Raw genomic sequence first — 17,553 nt, forward strand, 5'->3', positions numbered from 1 at the left:
GGGCGCCGACCAGGGCCCGGACCGCGCCCACGCCCCGCCCCGGGGGCCCCGAACCGTGAATAGCCCGGCCAAGCTGATCCGCAGAGGAACCCCCCGTATGACCACTCGCAACGTCGACGCCCGAAGGCTCAACGTCAAGGGCCTGCTCATCGCGATCGGGCTCCCCGTGGTGCTCGTCGGCGCCCTCGTCGCCACCCTCCTCGGCACCGGCGCCTTCAGCCGCGAGAACCAGGGCGAGGACGCCAGCCTGTGGCTGTGGACCACCCCCGCCGGCGAGCTCGCCCGCGTCAACGGCCTCACCGCCGCCACCGACGTCCGCTTCGAGCTCACCGACGCGGCCGGCAACGCCGTCCAGGTCGAGCAGACCGACTCGCACCTCCTCCTCCGCGAGATCGCCACCGGCAAGGTCTCCGCGATCGACCTGTCCACCCTCGAACTCACCGGCGAGGCCGAGACGGCCCCCGGCGAAGGCGTGCGCCTCGCGCTCGCCGACGAGGGCGCGTTCATCATCGACCAGACCCAGGGCCTGGTCAACCAGGTCGACCCCTCCACGCTCAGCGCGATCGGCGACCCGCTCCAGTTCCCCGCCGGCCTCACCGGCGGCGCGTTCGACTCCGGCGGCAAGCTGTGGATCGGCGTCCCCCGCGAGGGCACCATCGTCCAGATCGAACCGCAGGACTCCGGCGCGAAGACCCTCGGCACCGAGGTCGTCGCCCAGCCCCGCCAGGAGCTCGCGCTCACCGTCCTCGGCGACGGCGTCGCGGTCCTCAACTCCACGGTCAAGAAGATGACGACGATCCGCTCCGACGGGCGCCGCTCCGAGACCGACATCCAGCTCGCCGGCCCGGCCGAGACCGCCGACACCAGCCCCGGCACCATCGCCTCGGTCACCGTGACCGACCCGCCCTCGGTCGTCACCGTCAACGACGACCAGACCCGGACCTTCGACATCGCCGCGGGCGCCTCGAACCTGCTCGGCGCCTCGGTCGAGTTCCACCAGCGCATCTACGTCCCGGACGGCGCCTCGGGGCTCGTGTGGGTCTACGACCTCGACGGCAACGAGCTCACCCGCATCGAGATCGACTCCGGCAACGGCCCGATCGAGCTCTACCACACCGGCGACACGCTCTTCGCGAACGCGGTCAACACGAACGCGGCCGTGGTCGTCTCCTCCGACGGCAACGCCCGCCTCGCCGAGAAGGACCGCGACGACATCCTCGGCGGCGACGCCCCGCCGGAGGACGAGACCGGCGGCGACGAAGGCGACGAGGACGGCAACGAGGAGTCCGCCCCCGAGGTCGGCCCGCCCGGCGCGGTCACCAACCTCGGCGGCACCGTCGGCGACGGCCTCATCAACCTGTCCTGGGACGCCGCGCCCAACAACGGCTCCGCGCTCACCAAGTACGTCGTCGAAGGCGCCGGGCAGACCTGGGACGTCGCCCCGGACCAGCGCGTCCTGGAGATCGGCGACCTCGACAACGGCACCCCGTACACGTTCACCGTGACCGCCCACAACGCCGAGGGCGAGGGCGACACCGCCACCTCGCCGTCGATCACGCCCTCCGCGGACGTGCCGGGAGCGCCCGGCGCGGTCCAGGCGACGGCGAACAACGACGGCACGGTCACCGTCACCTGGGAAGAGGCCGACGGCGAGGGCAACGACATCACCGGCTACCAGGTCGCGGCCATCGCCTCCGGCCAGGAGATCGTCGTGGGCCAGGCCGACGGCGGGTCCTTCACCGTGCCGGAGGGGACGCTCGACTACGGCACCGGATACGTGTTCCAGGTGACGACCCTCGCCGGGTCGGCCGCCTCGGCGCCCTCGGAGCCGTCGAATTCGGTCACGCCGTTCAACGTGCCCGACGCACCGGGGAACCTGCTCGCCCAGAGCTCCTCCACCGCCGCGGGCACGATCGACGTGTCCTGGAACCAGCCGTCCAACAACGGCCGCGACATCGAGAAGTACATCGTGCGGGCCGGGACGCAGCAGCAGGAGGTCGCCAGCGGCACCACGGCGAGCCTGTCCGGTTTCGGCAATAACGAGCAGGTCCAGGTGAGCGTCACCGCGGTGAACGAGGCGGGCGAGTCCGAACCGGCCACCACCACCTCGAACACGATGAGTGTGCCCTCGGTGCAGATCCAGAGCCACGAGTCGACCGGCGGCCAGGTCAACCTCACGTTGGCGATCGACGACGGCGGCAGCAGCGACGCACAGTGCACCCTGCTGAGCGACGGCGTCACGCAGAACACCAAGTCCTGCCCCGACGTCTACGCCGTGACCGGCCTCAAGGCCTCGACGGCGTACTCCTTCCAGGTGAAGATCTCCAACCCGGCCGGAAATATGACCTCGGGCACCTACAACGCCTCGACCAGCACCATCAACGGCGAGGTGTTCTTCGGGTGCGATTCGATGAGCACCGCCTACTGCAATAAGCCGAATGCGGACGGCGGCGGTGCCAACGGTGTGTCGATCTACAACGCCCCAAGCGGCGGGAGCCACCAGGGGTACACCAACACCGGTGACCGATACAAGGCCTACTGCTGGACCACCGGGACGGAAGTCGGGGTCCGAGGCGACGAGAGCGATGGCTATCACGACTACCACGAGGGCAAGAACGCCTCGAACAAGTGGATCAAGATCGACTACGCTTCGAATGCCTACATCCCGTTCGCATGGTTCAACATCGACGGCGTAGGCAAGAACTCCACCGGAGACCTCCCGGAGTGCTAGCAGGAGAGATGAATGCACGACACCGAGCAGACCCACCCGTTGCGAGTGCCTAGGAGCATGCAGCAGCAGCAGGTCACGCTGGGCGCCGCGCAGGCCGAGTCGTTCGCGGCCGCCTTCGAGCGGCTCGCGGCGGCGGTCGACACCGTCGTCCTCGGCAAGCAGGAGGTGGTGCGCCTGGCGCTGACCGCCATGTTCGCCGAGGGCCACATCCTCCTCGAAGACGTGCCCGGGACCGGCAAGACCACCCTCGCCAGGGCGATCGCCGCCGCCGTCTCCGGCCAGTGGCGGCGCATCCAGTTCACGCCCGACCTCCTGCCCTCCGACGTCTCGGGCGTCACGATCTTCAACCAGGGCAGCGGGGCCTTCGAGTTCCACCCCGGCCCGGTCTTCGCCAACATCGTGATCGCCGACGAGATCAACCGGGCCAGCCCCAAGACCCAGTCCGCGCTCCTCGAGGTCATGGAGGAGGGCCGCGTCACCGTCGACGGCAACCCGCACCAGGTGCCCAGCCCGTTCCTCGTCGTCGCGACCCAGAACCCCGTCGAGATGGACGGCACCTACCGGCTCCCGGAGGCCCAGCTCGACCGCTTCCTCGTCAAGCTCTCGGTCGGCTACCCCGTCGAGGCCGCCGAGATCGAGGTCCTCCGCGGCACCCACCAGCGCAGCCCCGAGCACCTCCCGGCCGTGGTCGACACCGACACCGTGGCGCAGATGGCCGAGATGGCCAAGCACGTCTACATCGCCGAGCCCCTGTACGCCTACCTCGTGCAGCTCGCGAACGCCACGCGCAACCACCCCCAGGTCGCCGTCGGCGTCAGCCCCCGCGGGCTCATCGCCCTCACCCGCGCGGCCAGCGTGTTCGCCCTCTCCCAGGGCCGCACCTACATCATCCCCGAGGACGTGAAGGCCCTCGCCGGACCGGTGTTCAGCCACCGCGTCCAGCTCGCCCCCGACGCCGCCATGCGCGGGGCCACCGGCGCGGGGATCGTCGCCGACGCCTTCGAGCAGGTGCCCGTGCCGCTGCCCGCCTCGGCGGCATGAACGAGACCGCTCCGGCCGCCGGGCTCGAGCCGGGCCCCGCCGACCGTTCCGGTCCGGGGCGCGCCGAGCGCCTCGCGAACCTCGCCCTGGCCGTGCCGGTCACCGGCCGCGGCGTCGGCCTCGCCGTCGCCGCCGTCGCCCTGCTCGCGGCCGGCTGGGTCTGGGGCTACCCCGAGCTCGCCGCCGTGGGCGCCGCCGCCGCGCTCGCCTGCGTCGCCGCCGGGTCGGTGATCGCCGCCCGGCCGCGCCTCGAGGTCGAGCGCGAGGTCGTGCCCGACCGCGTCTCCGTGGACGAGACCGCGACGGTCCGCCTCACCGTCCGCAACACCGGCCGCTGGCGGTCGGTCAACGCCCGGGCCGTCGACGCCTACGGCGCCCCCGAGCACCTCCACGGGCGGGGCGTCGAGACCCGCCGGGTCTCGGTCCCGCTGGCGCGCCTGCGGCCCGGCAAGAGCACCGCGGCGAGCTACCCGATCAGGGCCGAGCGCCGCGGCGTGGTCGACGCCGGGCCCCTCGGCATCGGCAAGCGCGACCTCCTCGGCCTCGCCGCCACGGCCGGGAACTTCGGCCCCGCCGCGCGGCTGTGGATCCACCCGCGCCTCCACCGGCTCGCCCGCACCCCCGACGGCCTCGCCCGCTCCCTCGAGGGCACCGCCGACAAGGTCGAGCAGGGCTCGCTCACCTTCCACGCCCTCCGCGAGTACGTCATCGGCGACGAGCTGCGCCACGTCCACTGGCGCACCTCCGCGCGCATCGGCAAGCTCATGGTCAAGGAGCACCTGGACACCTCGCTGCCCACCGTGGCCATCGCGATCGACGACCGCGCCGAGAGCTGGCCCGAAGCGCCGGGCCCGCAGGCGCCGGACCCCTTCGAGGCCGCCTGCGAGGCCGCCTACTCGATCCTCACCGCCTGCTTCCGCGCCGAATACCACGCCGCCCTCGTGCCCGCCTCGGGCGCCACGGTCTCGGGGGCCGGGCGCGACGCCTACGGCGACCTCCTCGCCGAGCTCCACCCCGGTGCCGCCGAGAGCCTCGACGCCTACGTCGCCCGTCTCACCGCCGCCCGCTACGGCGACACGCTCGTGTGGATCACCGGGACCGAGCCGCCCACCGAGCGGCTGGCGGCCCTCAAGCGGGCCTACCCGACGGTGATCGCCGTCCACCTCGCCGCCGGGCTCCCCACCTCCGCCGCGCTCGCGGGCGGCCTGCCCACCGTCCGCGCCGCCGACGGCGAGCAGTTCGCCGCGGCCTGGAACAACGGTGGGACCCGGCTGTGAACGAGACCCTGGCGCCGCCGACCGCGCCCGCGCCCCGCCGCGCGCGGCGGACCCGCTACCGCCTGCGCGTCGCCGCCGTCGCGGCCTGCCTCACCCTCATGTGCGCCCTCGCGGGCGCCGTCGCCGCCCGCGTCTACCACGGGCAGCTCCTGGTCCTCCTCGTCGCCGGGGCCGCCTTCGGGGCCTTCGCGATCGGCTTCGCGCTGCGCAACCGGCCCGCGTTCGTCGCGCCGAGCGCCTCCGCGACCGGCCTGGCCGCCTACCTCCTCGGGGCCATCGCCCTCACCGGCAACGGCACCGAGCCGCTGGGCGCCACGATCGTCGACGCCCTCGTCAACGCCGTGCCCCGCACGCTGACCGCGCTCATCCCGGTCGAGCCCGCGCCCGACACCGTCGTCGTCCCGCTCTTCCTCACCTGGCTCGCCGCGACCCTCGCGTGCGAGTTCGCGATCCGCTACGGCCGCACGCTCCTGGGCTGCCTGCCCCCGACGCTCCTGTACGCGGCCGGGCTCTACCTGGTCGGCCCGAACGCCGACCCCGGGCCGCTGCACGCCATCGCCTACTGCGTCCTGGCCGCCGCCGCGCTCGCGGTCACCGCCGCCCCGCCCGAGCGCCGCCCCGACGGCGCCGCCCAGGTCGACGGGCCGGCGCCGTCCCGCACCCCCGCGCTCCTGGGCGCCGTCATCACGACCACCGTGCTCCTGGCGGCCGTGGCCGTCCTCGGCCCCGCCGTCGCCCGGCTCGTCACCGCCAGCCCCGGCGACCCGCGCGAGTTCGTCGAGCCGCCGCAGCTCACCGACATCGACCTCAACCCGCTCGTGCGCATCGCCGAGTGGGCCAAATACCCCGAGCAGGAGCTGTTCAAGGCCGACACCAGCGGCGACGCCTGGATGCGCCTGGCCGTCCTCACCGAGTACGACGGCACCACCTGGCAGGCCGGCGGCGACTTCCGCACCGCGGGCACCGTGATCCCCGGCAGCGGCGAGGCCACCTACAGCGCCGACGTCGAGATCATCGAGCTCGGCGGCAAGCTCGTCCCCGCCGCCGCGGACCCCGCGACGGTGACCGACCTGCCGATCGCCGTCAACCTGTACACGCGCTGCCTGCTCACGCCCGACGGCCTCGCCACGGGGGCGAGGTTCCACGTCGACTCCGCGCTGGTGTCCGCCGACCCGGCTGCCGCCGAGACCGCCCGGCCCGACCTCTCGGACCCCGCCAGCGTCGCCGTCCCCATGGGCACCCCCGAGGTCATGGCGACCATCGCCGACTACGTGCGCACCGAGTACGACACGCCGTACGCCCGGGCCCAGGGGCTCGCGGACTTCCTCGGGCAGCACTACGCCTTCGACGCCGAGGCCCCCTCAGGGCACGACCTGCCCGCGCTCGGGTTCTTCCTCGGCAGCTCCGCCGCCGTCGGCGGCCAGACCGGCACCTCGGAGCAGTTCGCCGCGTCCTACGCGCTCCTCGCGCGCCTCATCGGCCTGCCCAGCCGCGTCGTCGTCGGCTTCGACGTGCCCGCCGGGGGCAGCACGGTGACGGCCGCGCAGGGCCTGGCCTGGCCCGAGGTCGCCTTCGACGGGGTCGGCTGGGTCCGCTTCGACCCCATGCCCGCCGCGGGCGCCGTCCCCACCCCGCCCGAGGACACCCTCGAGCAGATGGAGGAGGAGACGCCGAGCCCCGAGGAGGACGCCGGGGGCGGCGGCGACGCCGAGGACTACAACGACGAGTCCCTGGAGCAGGACGGCGACTTCAACGAGGAGGCCGGGGCGGAGGAGTCGAGCCTGCCGGTGTGGGTCTGGTACGCGGCGGCCGCGCTGCTCCTGGCCTGCGTGCCGCTGGCGTTCAAGGTCCGCAGGGCGCTGCGGCGGCGCCGCAGGCTCCGGCGGGGGAGCCCTGCCGAGCGGGTCGCGGGCGCCTGGGCCGAGGTGCTCGCCGAGGCGGCCCGCGCGGGCGTGAAGGTGCCCGGCCACGCGAACGCGGAGGAGGCCGCGGCCCGGCTCGCGGCGCTCGAGGCGGACATCGGCGCGCTGCCGCGTCTGGTCAACGCCGCGGGGTTCGCGCCGGGCGCCGTTTCCGAAGAGGACGCTCGCGCCGCCGCCGCGATCGCCGAGTCCTATCCCCGGATCGTCCGACACCAGGTGAAATGGTGGAAACGCTTCCTCGCTTAGATTGTGCCCGTTCACATTTGACAATTCCCTACAAATGGTCATTGCGGTGGGCCGATCCCGATACGTGGTAATCACCTGGCAGACTGTGACGTATGGAGAACCCCTTCTTCTCTGTCCGTTTCCGCGGATACGACCGAACCCAAGTCGACCGCGCCGTCGCCCGGATCCGCACCGCCACGGAGGCGGGGGCGCCCCCGCACCCCGACTCCCTCACCAATCTCGGCTTCCAACTGACGATGCGCGGCTACGACACCGGGGAGGTCGACGAGTATTTCGCCGAAGTCGCGAGATCGCTTCGCGGAGGCTAATCTGGGGTCGTGACCTCGCAGGACCCGTATAACCCTCACATGCAGCCCCCTCCCGTGCCGCCGAACGCGGCCCCGCAGGGCCCGCCGCAGGTCCCGGGCCATCCCCAGCAGTACCAGGCGCCCTACCATCCCCACCCGGTGGCGCCGCCGGTGTGGCAGCCCGCCCCCGTCATGATCGACGGCTACTACATGGTGCAGCCGCGGCTGCGGCCGATCCCCTCGGGACCGGCCGTCGGCTCGCTGGTGGCGGGCATCGGCGGCACCCTCGGTGCGCTGGCGGGCCTGCTCTCCGCGGCCTTCAGTCCGTGGACGGGCGTCGCGTTCTTCATGTTCGGGATGCTCTTCGGCGTCGGCTCGGTGTCGCTCGCGGCCTACGCGATGCGGCAGATCCGCGGGTCGCTGGGGGGCGTCTCGGGCCGCGGCGTCGCGGTCACCGGGCTCGTGATCGGCTTCGTGGCGTGCGGCTTCGCCGCGCTCGCGGGCCTGATCGCCCTCGTCTCCCTCACCTAGCGAACACATGCGAGCGGCGGCCGCCCCGGACCGGGGCGGCCGCCGCTCGCGTCCGCTCAGCAGTAGGCGTCGAGGTGCGACTCCAGCGCGCCGGCCTCGGCGGCGTCCGCGCTCAGGTCGTAGAGGTACTTGACGTGGATCCAGGCCTTGACGTAGTCGCAGCGCACCGAGGCGTTGGAGGGCATCCACTCGGCCGGGTCGTGGTCGCTCTTGGAGCTGTTCGCCGAGGTGGTGGCGATCCACAGCTGCGGCGAGTCGATGTCGTTGGCGAAGTCCTCGCGCTCGGCGGTGGACCAGGCCCACGCGCCGGAGGCCCAGGCCTCCGAGAGCGCCACGACGTGGTCGATGGTGGCGTTGGAGACCGTCGAGGTCCAGACGCCGTCGAAGTCGGACTGCCACGAGCCCGAGTCCGGCTGGCAGTCCGAGCCGGTCTCCACGTCGCTCCCGTCGCGGCTGAGCACGTACTGGCGGGCGGTGCAGCCGCCGCCGACGCTCGACCAGTGCGGGAAGAGGTCGCGGTCGTAGGACGAGCCGTGGGACTCGGCGGCGACGGTGAGCGCGGCCAGTTCGCCGTAGGCCGTGGAGGTCGAGGGGATGCCCGGGGGCCGGACCGCTTGGGCCGGGGCCGAATCGAGGACGAGGACCGTGATGACCGCGAGCGCGGCCGCCGCGAGGAGTGCGACGGCGCGGTTCGCGGCGCGCTTGGCTGCTTGCATGGAGGCTCCTGTGGGGGAAGGGATCGCTGCGGTTTCAGGGGGACCAGCGGATCGATGGGCGCGAATGCGCCTGCCGATCGGAATCATCGAATCATGGGATGTCGGCTCGACGCAAGGGTCGAAGGCCATCTTTTACGTATAAGACATTGCAAACTTACGCAACCGTTGAAATGCGGACAACTCGCCCCGTGGAGCGGCGGTTGTCAAGCATGGCAACTGGGTACAATCTGGACATGACCATCAGTGGTGCTGAAACCCTCCTCGACGGCCTCGCCATCGGCCGCCTGCCCGACCGGCTGGGCGCGGCCTCGGACTTCGAGTTCGAATGGGGCGGGGTCGCCTTCGTCCAGCGCGTCTGGGAGTCCGAGGTGGAACCGGGCGTCTGGAGGGTCGACCTCCAGGTCCAGGTGATGCGCGGCGGGGCGCTCGAGGACCTGGACGCCCTGCGGGACTTCCTGGCCGAGTACCACGAGCGCGGCGACGACTGGAAGGCCGAGCCGTTCGGCGAGGACGGCCTCGCCTCCGAGCGCGAGGTCGCCCGGTTCCTGGCGCCGTCCCTGGCCGTCGAGGTCCGCGACCCGTTCGACCGCCAAGGCGCCGAACAGGTCCGCACGGTGGCGGCGTCCATCGCGCCGCAGTCCTGACCCGGGCGCCGACGCGGTCGGCTCCGGGCCGCCTCCCGGGACCGACCCGCTGCGGCCGCCTCCTGTGCGCCTGAGGCGAACGGCGGCGCCTTCGCTCGACGCGACCCTCGCGGCGCCGCACCTGGCGCTTCGCCTCTGCCGGCGCGGTCCGTTGCGGCCGGAACCCGCCCGTGACCGGGCCGCACCATGCGGCCCGCGACCGTCCTTCACCGCGGCGAGGAGGGCCGGCGGCCGGTGAACGCCACCGCCGCCGCATGCCCGTGCGGCATCGCCACGTCCGCGACACCGGGGCCCGGTCCGGGCCCGAGCCCGGCGTGCACTGAAGCCGGATCGAGCGCGAGCCCGGTGCCGAGCGCCTTGAGCCGCGCCTCCTTGCGCACCCACGCCCGCGCGAACGCCGAGCGCCGCTCGCGCGGCGGGAGCGCGTCGAACTCGCGGCGCTCGGCCGCGTCCAGGCACCCGAGCAGGTCCCGGACCGCCGCGTCCTCCGGCACCGGCTCCACGTCGACGCCGACCGGCTCGGACGCGAACGCCGCCAAGGCGAACGCGCCACCGTGCGAGAGCGAGAAGTGCAGCCGCGGCTCACCGGCCACGGCCGGTCGGCCGTGCGGTCCGCCGCACAGCGGGCACGCCTCGGCGAACAGCTGGAGCGAGGCCGGGTCGCCGCCGAGGTACGCGGCCAGCAGCAGCCGCAGCATGACGTGGGCGACGGTGTACCGCTCCCGGTCCGCCGCACGGAGGAACCCGGCCGCCCGCTCCGCCTCGTCCCCGCTCAGCACCGCAGGGTCGACCCGGCAGGCCCGGTCCGCCGCGAACACCGCGAAGTCCCCGGGCGCGGGCCGGACCAGGCCCGGCGGTGCCGCGCCGTCGAACCGCACCGGGACCGTCCTGCCGCCGGTCGCGCTGAGACGCAGCCGATCGTGGTGATCCGCAGTAGACAAGTGAACTCCTCTCATCGGGAGGCGTCGGCCCGAGCGCCGGTCGCGCCCGCCAGGTGCGGCGTCGCGTGAAGATGATCCGAGGCCGACACGGGTTTCCGGACGGCGGCGGCCCGACGCGCCTGCGCCCTCGACGGCCGCGAGGCCCGGCCCGACGCTCGCGACCGGCTCCGCCGCGCGGGGGCGAGCTGCGGCCGCGACCAGGATCCGCTAGGGCACGATGGGGTGATGCAGATCGACTCCCGAAGCGGCGCACTGGTCCTCATCGACCTCATGCCGCGCATCATCGCCCTGGACACGAGCCCCCGCACCGGCGCCGAAGTCCGCGACCGGTGCCTCGCCCTCGCCGACGGCGCCCGCAAAGCGGGGGCCCTGGTGGTCTGGGTCCGAGTCGAGCGGCCGAACGTGGACGAGCAGCCGCCCGGCAGCGGCCTCGACGAGGCGTGCGCGCCGCGCGAGGACGAACCGGTGGTCGTCAAGCGCGCCTGGAGCGGCTTCCACGAGACCGGCCTCCACGCCCTCCTCACCGCGCGCGGCATCGAGACCGTGGCGGTCGCGGGCCTGGTGACCACGTTCGGCGTGGAGTCGACCGCCCGCACCGCCGCCGACCACGGCTACCGGGTGGTGCTGCCGACCGACGCCATGGCCGCGTTCAGCGCCGAGGCGCACACCTTCGCCGAGGAGCTGGTGTTCCCCTCCATCGGCACGGTGTGCGCCTCCGACGACGTCGAATGGGCTTAGGACGACGCGGCGGCCTTCGCCTCCTCCCGCTGCTCGGGCTCCGGCTCGGGGTCGTTGAGCCCCAGCTCGTCCGCGAAGGAGCGGCGGCGGTACTTCCAGGCCACGAACGCGGCCGGGGCCGCCGTCGACAGCGTCGCGATGAGCAGCAGCGGCGCGAACAGGCCCGCCAGCAGCATCGGGCCGGCCAGCGCCGAACCCGCCGGCGAGGTGGACTGGAGCAGCGTCCGCATGAACGTCATCGTGCGGCCGCGGATGTCGGCCGGGATGCGCGCCAGGCGCAGCACCTGCGCCGAGACGGTCATCGGCGTGGACACGAACTCGAGGATCATGAGGCCCAGCAGGATCATCCACACCTGCGGCCCGAACATGAACAGCAGGCCCAGGCCGCCGATCAGCTGGAGCACGCCCACGCGCAGCATCTGCCGGTCGGTGGGTTTGACGACGCCGGACAGGAACGCGCCGATGAGCGCCCCGCTGTTGGCGATGCCGAGCACCACGCCGAGCGTCCCGGCCCCCGCGTGGAGCTGCTCGACCACGAGCCACGGTATGACCACGCGGATCATGCCCACGGTGGCGTTGAACAGCGCGAAGCTGACGGTGGTCCACACCAGGACGTCGTCGCGTTTGAACAGCGCGAACACCGGCTTCCACCCGAAGCTCTGCTTGAGGCTCATGCTGGTGTTGCCCTCGGGCGCGGCCAGCGGGGACTTGATCGCCATGACGCAGGCGGCGAACACGAGGTAGGTCAGGGCGTCGAGGACGAGCACCGTCGGCGCGTCGAAGATCCCGATGAGCACGCCGCCGATGGCCGGGCCGGCGATGCCCGCCGCGCCGTAGGCGATCGACTCGAGGGCGGTCGCCGAGTGCAGCGCCCGCTTCTCGACCAGCTCGGGGACGAGCGTGGGGACCACCGCGAGCGGCACGATCTTCAGCAGGCCGTAGACGCCCGCCGCCAGGTACAGGTGCCACAGCTCGAGGTTGCCGGTGAACGCGATGATCGGGACGATGCCCACCACGAGGGCCCGCAGCACCGAGTCGGCGATGAGCAGGAACCGCCGCGAGAGGCGGTCCATGAGCGGGCCGATCACGGTGCCGCCGAGGATGATCGGCAGCGTGTAGCAGACGGCCATGACGGCGACCGAGCCCGCGTTGCCGATGGTGATGGCCAGCCAGGCCAGCGCGGTCCAGGTCGCGCCGTCGCCGATGAGGCTGACGACCGAACCGGACCACAATAGACGGTAGTCGCGGTTCTTCAGGACTGAGATGAGTTCTCTCACGGGGGTCTTACCTCCTGGAGGTGTCGGTTGAACGGTGGTCGGCGGCGATGAAGGCGGCGACGTCGCGCGCGCGGGTGCGCGCGAAGTAGTGGCCGCCGCCGTCGAGTTCGCGCAGGCTGACGTCGGCGGCGATCTGGGTCCAGTCGCGGTGGGACTCGCGGTAGCCGGCGACGAGCCGGTCGTCCGCGGTGCCCACGAACGTGACCGGGGTGCGCAGGCGCACCGGCTCGGGGCGCTCCTGGGCGTCGATGAAGTAGCGGTGCCCCGAGGCGCTGTCGTGCTGGAACATGCGGCAGATGAAGTCGCGCTGGTCCGGTTCGAGCCCGTCGGCCTCGGTGAAGCCGGTGCGCTCGATGAGCCAGGCGATGATCTCGTCGTCGGTGAGGCCCTCGGCGACCTCGATGGCCTCCCGCAGGTACCCGACCGGGTTGAGGAGCTTGGCGCCCAGGTAGAGGCGGCGCACGTCGGCCCCGCGCTCCTCGAGCAGCCGGCAGGTCTCGACGGCGGCGGCCGCGCCGAAGCAGTGGCCCCACAGGATCACCGGGCCCTCGACGCGGGCGGCGATGTCGTCGGCGACGAGCCGGCCCGTCTCCGCGATGGTCGTGAGCGCCTCGCCGGGGAACCGCGGGTCGTGGCCGGGGAACTCGACGGCGTGCACGGCGACGCCGGGCGCGGCCGCCCGGACCGCTCCGGCCAGGTCCAGGAAGTTCGACGGGTGGCCGGCGGCGTACGGGAAGCACACGAGCGTCGCGGACGGCGGCCCCTCCGCGGCCGTGAGCCGCCGCAGGACCCCCTCCTCGGCGGCGGGGCCCGCGTCGAGGAGCGCTGCGAGGTCGAGCAGCCGCGGGTGCTCCATGACGTCGATGAGGCTCGCCGCCCCGCCGAGGCCCATGGTCACGCGCATCGCGGTGAGCGAGTTCCCGCCGAGCTCGAAGAAGTCGTCGGCGCGGCCGATCTCCTCGGCCGGGATGCCGAGGACCTTCTCCCAGACCGCGGCGACGCGGCGCTCGGCGTCGCCCGCCGGCGGCGCGAACCCCTCCGCGACCGCCTCCTCCACCGCGGCCGCCTCGTCGAGGACCTCCAGTTCCCCTGCGGGCGTCCATCTTCCGCGCTCGCCGGTGTCCCGGAAGGCGCCCTCGTACGACTCGTCGTCGAGCACGACGACCCGCCCGGGGGTCCCGACCGGCGCGGGCATCCCGTGCGCGTCGAGGACCCGCACGGCGCCGCCGAACCGCTCCAGGGCCGCGCTCCCGCGCGGGTACGCCTCCTCGACGAGCGAGCGCTCCGCCTCGTCGAGGAGCGACAGGGCCGTGTACTCGCCGCCCGGGTCCGCCGTCATGAGCTCCAGGGCGCGCACGTAGTAGCCGCCGATGCGCCTGATCTGCTCCGCGCTGATGCGGCCGGAGTGGTAGTGCAGGCTCAGGCGCACGTTGTCGTGGAAGAAGTGCCGCGAGACCTCGCAGCGCAGCGGGAACTCGGTCTCGGCCTGCACGAGCACGTTGAGCAGGTCGAACTCGGGCAGCCGCTTCAACTCCTTGAGCAGGTAGAAGTGGGTGAAGTTGAACGTGGACTCGAACAGGGTCCGCTGGGTCCCCAGGTCCTGCTTCATCTTCGCCATCGGGTAGCGCCGGTGGGGGAGCAGGTCGGTCTCGGCCCGGTACACCGCCCCCACGAGGTCGGCCCACGAGCCGGGCCCCTGGTCGACCCGGAACGGGACGGTGTTGAGGAACATCCCGATGGCGCGCTCGGCCCCGGCCGCCTCGGGCCGCCCCGAGTGCTCGTAGCCGGTGGCCGCGCGGTCGTCGCCGCTGATGACGGCCATGACCCGCAGGTGCGCGGCCATGAGCACGTTCTTCACCGGCACGGCGAGGTCGTCGGCGAGCGCCCTGATCGCGTCCGACAGCTCCAGCGGGATGTCGAAGTGGCTGAGCACCACCTCGTTCGGGGCGTCGGGCGCCGCGAGCGAGGGGACCTCGGTGAACGGGTGCTCCCGCAGCCGCTCGGCCCAGAACCCGCGGTCCTCCGTCGACGCGAGGGACCGCAGCTCGAGGCCCACGTAGTCGCGCTGGTGGTTCGCGCCCGAGTCCGGCCCGACCTCCTCCCCGGCGCGCAGCCGGTGGTAGATGTCGAAGACCTCGGCGTGGACCCGGTTGATGCTCCATCCATCCACACAGGAGTTGTGGAGGCTGATGTTGTAGCGGTACAGCTCCGGCCCGAGGACCTGGACGTGCAGCTTGAGGAGGCTCCCGGGCCGCTCCCAGTCGAACTCGCGGGCCTTCTCGGCGGCGCTCCACTCCTCGAACCAGGCCTGCTGCTCCGCTGTGTCCATGCCGCGCTGGTCCGCGACCTCGAGCGGCAGCGGCGCGCTGCGGTGCACCACCTGGAGGTAGTCGCGGAAGCCGTCCAGGTGGTAGGTGGTGCGCAGCATCGGGTTGCGCTCCACCGCGAGCGCCACGGCCCGCGCGAACCGCTCCTCGTCGAACGGCGCCTGGATGAGGTAGGTGATGATGTCGTGGTACTCGGCGGTGCCGCGGATCATCTCGCTCTGGAAGATCAGGCCCGCCTGGAGCATCGACAGCGGATAGGCGTCCTCGGCGTCCTCCGGCAGCCGCGCCCGGTCCTCCTCGGCCACGAGCGCGAACGGCGCGAGCTCGTCCGCCCCCGTGTCGACCGCCTCGCCGGTCCGCTCCCCGAGGTACGCGGCGAGCTCGGCGATGGTGGGGTGCGCGAAGAACTCCTGGAACGTGAAGTTCAGGCCCGCCCGGCGGGCCTTGGCGAGCACCACCACGAAGTGGATCGAGTCGCCGCCCACCGAGAAGAAGTTGTCCCGCACGCCGACCCGTTCGAGCCCGAGCGCCTCGCACCAGATCCCGGCCAGCAGCCGCTCGGTGCCGTCCCGCGGCTCGGAGGGGCCCGCGGACCCGCCGCCCCGCTTGAGCTCCGGCAGCGCCTTCCGGTCGAGCTTCCCGTTGGGCGACAGCGGCATCGCGTCGAGCACGGCGATCCTCGCGGGCACCATGTACTCGGGGAGCCGCTCGCGCAGGTGCGCGCCCAGGTCCGCCTCGGCGGCGTCGCCGGTGACGTACCCGTGGAGCACCTGCCCGTCTCCGGCGACCCGCACGACCGCCGCGGCCTCCCGCACCCCGGGGTGCTCCGCGAGGGCCGCCTCGATCTCGCCGAGCTCGATCCGGTAGCCGCGGACCTTCACCTGGTGGTCGATGCGCCCCAGGTAGGCGATGCTCCCGTCGGGGAGCCACTGCGCGAGGTCGCCGGTGCGGTACACGCGCTCCTCCCCGGGGAACGGGTCCTCCACGAACCGCTCGGCGGTCAGCTCCGGCCGGTGCAGGTAGCCGCGGGCCAGGCCGGCGCCGGCGATGCACAGCTCGCCGGGGATCCCGGGCGGGAGCGGGCGCAGCCGCTCGTCCACCACGTGGAGCCGCAGGTTCTCGATCGGCCGCCCGATCGGCACGATCTCGGGGTCGGGGTCGTCGCACGGGAAGTGCGAGACGTCCACCGTGGCCTCGGTGGGGCCGTAGAGGTTCACCAGGCGGGTCCCGTTCGGGGCCAGCAGCCGGTGGAACTCCCGCACCAGGGCCGGGCTCAGCGCCTCGCCGCTCGCGAACACCTGCCGCAGCCCCGCGAGCCGACCCGCCGCGCCCGCGGACGCGACGTACTCCAGGAACACCGCGAGCATCGACGGCACGAAGTGCATCGTCGTCACCCCGGTCGACTCGACCGCGGCGATGATCGCCTCCGGGTTCCCGGCGTCGCCGGGCCCGAGGAGCGACACGGCGGCGCCCTCGCGCATCCACCAGAACAGCTCCCACACCGACACGTCGAACGCGATCGGGGTCTTCTGGAGGATCGCGTCCGACGCCCCGATCGGGTAGGCGTGCTGCATCCACGCGATCCGGTTGAGCGCCGCCCGGTGCTCGACCGCCGCGCCCTTCGGGTTCCCGGTGGAACCGGAGGTGTAGATGACGTACATGAGGTCGGAGGCGTCCCCGACCGGTTCGGGCGCCTCGCGCCTGGCGTCCCAGGACGCGGGGTCGTCGAGGTCCACCGCGGCGGTCCCCTCCGGGACCTTCCCGAGGTGGGCCCGCTGCGCGCACACCAGCGCGGCCTGCGAGTCGCCCAGGACGTACGCGATCCGCGCGGCCGGGTGGCCCGGGTCGACCGGCAGGTACGCGCCCCCGGCCTTGAGCACGGCGAGGACCGCGGCCATCATCGCGAAGGACCGGTCGGCCATCACCGCGACGACCGAGTCGCGCCCGACGCCGCGCTCGCGCAGCGTCCACGCCAGGCGGTTCGCGGCCTCGTCCAGCTCCGCGTACGTGTGCGACCCGCCGCCGCAGCGGACCGCGACCGCGTCCGGCGCCTCGGCCGCCCGGCGCGCGAACATCTCGTGGAACCGCACCGAGTCGTCCAGGTCCCGGCCGGTGTCGTTGACCGCCTCCAGGAGCCGCCGGTCGTCCCCGCCGAGCAGCGAGACCTCCGCAAGGGCCCGTTCGGGTTCGGCGCACATGCCGTCGAGCAGCAGCGCGAAGTGCGCGGCCAGCCGCGCGGCCGCGTCCGCGCCGCGCACCGCCCGGTCGTGCTCCAGGCGCAGCCGCAGCCCCGCCGCGTCGCCCGCGAACGCGAACACGACGGGCGGCGGCGCCGCGAACGCCTCGTGCAGCCCCTCGAGCCGCACGCCGACGTCGAAGAACGGGTTCGCGCCCTCGGCCCGGTCCAGGCCGAGGTGGTCGGCGAGGACCTCGAACGGGTAGTCGTGGTACTTCTCGGCCTCGGCGATCGCCGTCGACGCCGCGGGCGTCAGGGTCCGCAGCGACGCCCCGGCGTCCACGTCGACCTGGACGGGCACCGCGGTCGCGAGCGGTTCGGCGGCCCGGTCGCGGTCGACCGGGAGCGGCTGCCCGACGGTGACGGTCCCCGCGCCCCCGTACCGGTGCAGCAGGGCCGCCACCGCGGCCGTGAGCAGCGAGTGGAGCGCGGTCGCGTCGCCCCGGCCGAACCGGTCGAGCGCCGCGGCGGTCGCGTCCGCGATCCGGAGCTCGACGGCGCCGCGCCCGGTGCCGTCGCCGCGCTCGGCGCGGAAGCCGGTCTTCTCCCATCCGGTCGGGAACCGCCTGCTCCAGAAGGCGGTCGCGTACGGGCGGCGGGCCGCCTCGATCTTCAGCTGTCCCAGTGTTTTCACCAGAG

Annotated in this window: 12 protein-coding genes; 8 read left to right on the forward strand and 4 right to left on the reverse strand. The window is 73.3% G+C overall.

Annotation, left to right across the window (positions count from 1 at the left end; translation table 11 throughout):
• Positions 1–97 precede the first annotated feature (97 nt).
• From LO763_RS26500 to LO763_RS26525, 6 genes are all read left to right on the forward strand, one after another.
• Complete coding sequence (locus LO763_RS26500) at positions 98–2,731, forward strand: fibronectin type III domain-containing protein (RefSeq protein WP_230791009.1); 2,634 nt, start codon at positions 98–100, stop codon at positions 2,729–2,731.
• A 57-nt stretch (positions 2,732–2,788) separates the two neighbouring features.
• Entirely contained in the window at positions 2,789–3,772 is a 984-nt protein-coding gene (locus tag LO763_RS26505) for an AAA family ATPase (protein ID WP_369432094.1), read from the forward strand.
• Positions 3,769–5,049, forward strand: a complete 1,281-nt coding sequence (locus tag LO763_RS26510; RefSeq protein ID WP_230791014.1) for a DUF58 domain-containing protein — start codon at positions 3,769–3,771, stop codon at positions 5,047–5,049. The genes LO763_RS26505 and LO763_RS26510 overlap by 4 nt, the downstream gene beginning before the upstream one ends.
• Positions 5,046–7,217, forward strand: a complete 2,172-nt coding sequence (locus LO763_RS26515; RefSeq protein ID WP_230791016.1) for a transglutaminaseTgpA domain-containing protein — start codon at positions 5,046–5,048, stop codon at positions 7,215–7,217. Before LO763_RS26510 ends, LO763_RS26515 begins: the two co-directional genes overlap by 4 nt.
• A gap of 92 nt (positions 7,218–7,309) precedes the next feature.
• On the forward strand, positions 7,310–7,525 hold the full coding sequence (locus LO763_RS26520) for a DivIVA domain-containing protein (RefSeq protein ID WP_230791017.1): 216 nt from the start codon (positions 7,310–7,312) through the stop codon (positions 7,523–7,525).
• A 39-nt stretch (positions 7,526–7,564) separates the two neighbouring features.
• Positions 7,565–8,035 carry a hypothetical protein gene (locus LO763_RS26525; RefSeq protein ID WP_230791018.1) on the forward strand — a complete coding sequence of 157 codons (471 nt, stop codon included), beginning with the start codon at positions 7,565–7,567 and terminating at the stop codon, positions 8,033–8,035.
• A gap of 56 nt (positions 8,036–8,091) precedes the next feature.
• Here LO763_RS26525 and LO763_RS26530 read toward each other — a convergent pair whose 3' ends face one another.
• A complete protein-coding gene (locus LO763_RS26530; protein ID WP_230791019.1) occupies positions 8,092–8,751 on the reverse strand; it encodes an HNH endonuclease family protein in 660 nt (219 codons plus the stop codon).
• Positions 8,752–8,984: 233 nt separating this feature from the next.
• On the opposite strand from LO763_RS26530, the gene LO763_RS26535 reads away from it, so the two are divergent.
• Entirely contained in the window at positions 8,985–9,395 is a 411-nt protein-coding gene (locus LO763_RS26535) for a hypothetical protein (RefSeq protein WP_230791020.1), read from the forward strand.
• Positions 9,396–9,601: 206 nt separating this feature from the next.
• Here LO763_RS26535 and LO763_RS26540 read toward each other — a convergent pair whose 3' ends face one another.
• Positions 9,602–10,336, reverse strand: a complete 735-nt coding sequence (locus tag LO763_RS26540) for a 4'-phosphopantetheinyl transferase family protein (RefSeq protein ID WP_230791021.1) — start codon at positions 10,334–10,336, stop codon at positions 9,602–9,604.
• A gap of 225 nt (positions 10,337–10,561) precedes the next feature.
• Between LO763_RS26540 and LO763_RS26545 the strand changes: the two genes are divergently transcribed.
• Positions 10,562–11,074 carry a cysteine hydrolase family protein gene (locus tag LO763_RS26545; protein WP_230791028.1) on the forward strand — a complete coding sequence of 171 codons (513 nt, stop codon included), beginning with the start codon at positions 10,562–10,564 and terminating at the stop codon, positions 11,072–11,074.
• Here LO763_RS26545 and LO763_RS26550 read toward each other — a convergent pair.
• Positions 11,071–12,351 carry an MFS transporter gene (locus LO763_RS26550; RefSeq protein WP_230791030.1) on the reverse strand — a complete coding sequence of 427 codons (1,281 nt, stop codon included), beginning with the start codon at positions 12,349–12,351 and terminating at the stop codon, positions 11,071–11,073. The genes LO763_RS26545 and LO763_RS26550 overlap by 4 nt on opposite strands.
• A gap of 7 nt (positions 12,352–12,358) precedes the next feature.
• The gene (locus LO763_RS26555; RefSeq protein ID WP_230791032.1) at positions 12,359–17,548 is read right to left on the reverse strand and encodes a non-ribosomal peptide synthetase; all 5,190 of its coding nucleotides are present in this window, start codon (positions 17,546–17,548) and stop codon (positions 12,359–12,361) included.
• Between the last annotated feature and the right edge of the window lie 5 nt (positions 17,549–17,553).

It is taken from the genome of Glycomyces amatae, from assembly GCF_020991375.1.
Classification (GTDB): domain Bacteria; phylum Actinomycetota; class Actinomycetes; order Mycobacteriales; family Micromonosporaceae; genus Glycomyces; species Glycomyces amatae.

What these genes read in the sequence shown, in the direction of transcription:
- LO763_RS26500 (WP_230791009.1), top strand. Translation starts at nt 98, where the DNA reads ATGACCACTCGCAACGTCGACGCCCGAAGGCTCAACGTCAAGGGCCTG.
- LO763_RS26505 (WP_369432094.1), top strand. Translation starts at nt 2,789, where the DNA reads ATGCAGCAGCAGCAGGTCACGCTGGGCGCCGCGCAGGCCGAGTCGTTC.
- LO763_RS26510 (WP_230791014.1), top strand. Translation starts at nt 3,769, where the DNA reads ATGAACGAGACCGCTCCGGCCGCCGGGCTCGAGCCGGGCCCCGCCGAC.
- LO763_RS26520 (WP_230791017.1), top strand. Translation starts at nt 7,310, where the DNA reads ATGGAGAACCCCTTCTTCTCTGTCCGTTTCCGCGGATACGACCGAACC.
- LO763_RS26525 (WP_230791018.1), top strand. Translation starts at nt 7,565, where the DNA reads ATGCAGCCCCCTCCCGTGCCGCCGAACGCGGCCCCGCAGGGCCCGCCG.
- LO763_RS26530 (WP_230791019.1), bottom strand. Translation starts at nt 8,751, where the DNA reads ATGCAAGCAGCCAAGCGCGCCGCGAACCGCGCCGTCGCACTCCTCGCG.
- LO763_RS26535 (WP_230791020.1), top strand. Translation starts at nt 8,985, where the DNA reads ATGACCATCAGTGGTGCTGAAACCCTCCTCGACGGCCTCGCCATCGGC.
- LO763_RS26545 (WP_230791028.1), top strand. Translation starts at nt 10,562, where the DNA reads ATGCAGATCGACTCCCGAAGCGGCGCACTGGTCCTCATCGACCTCATG.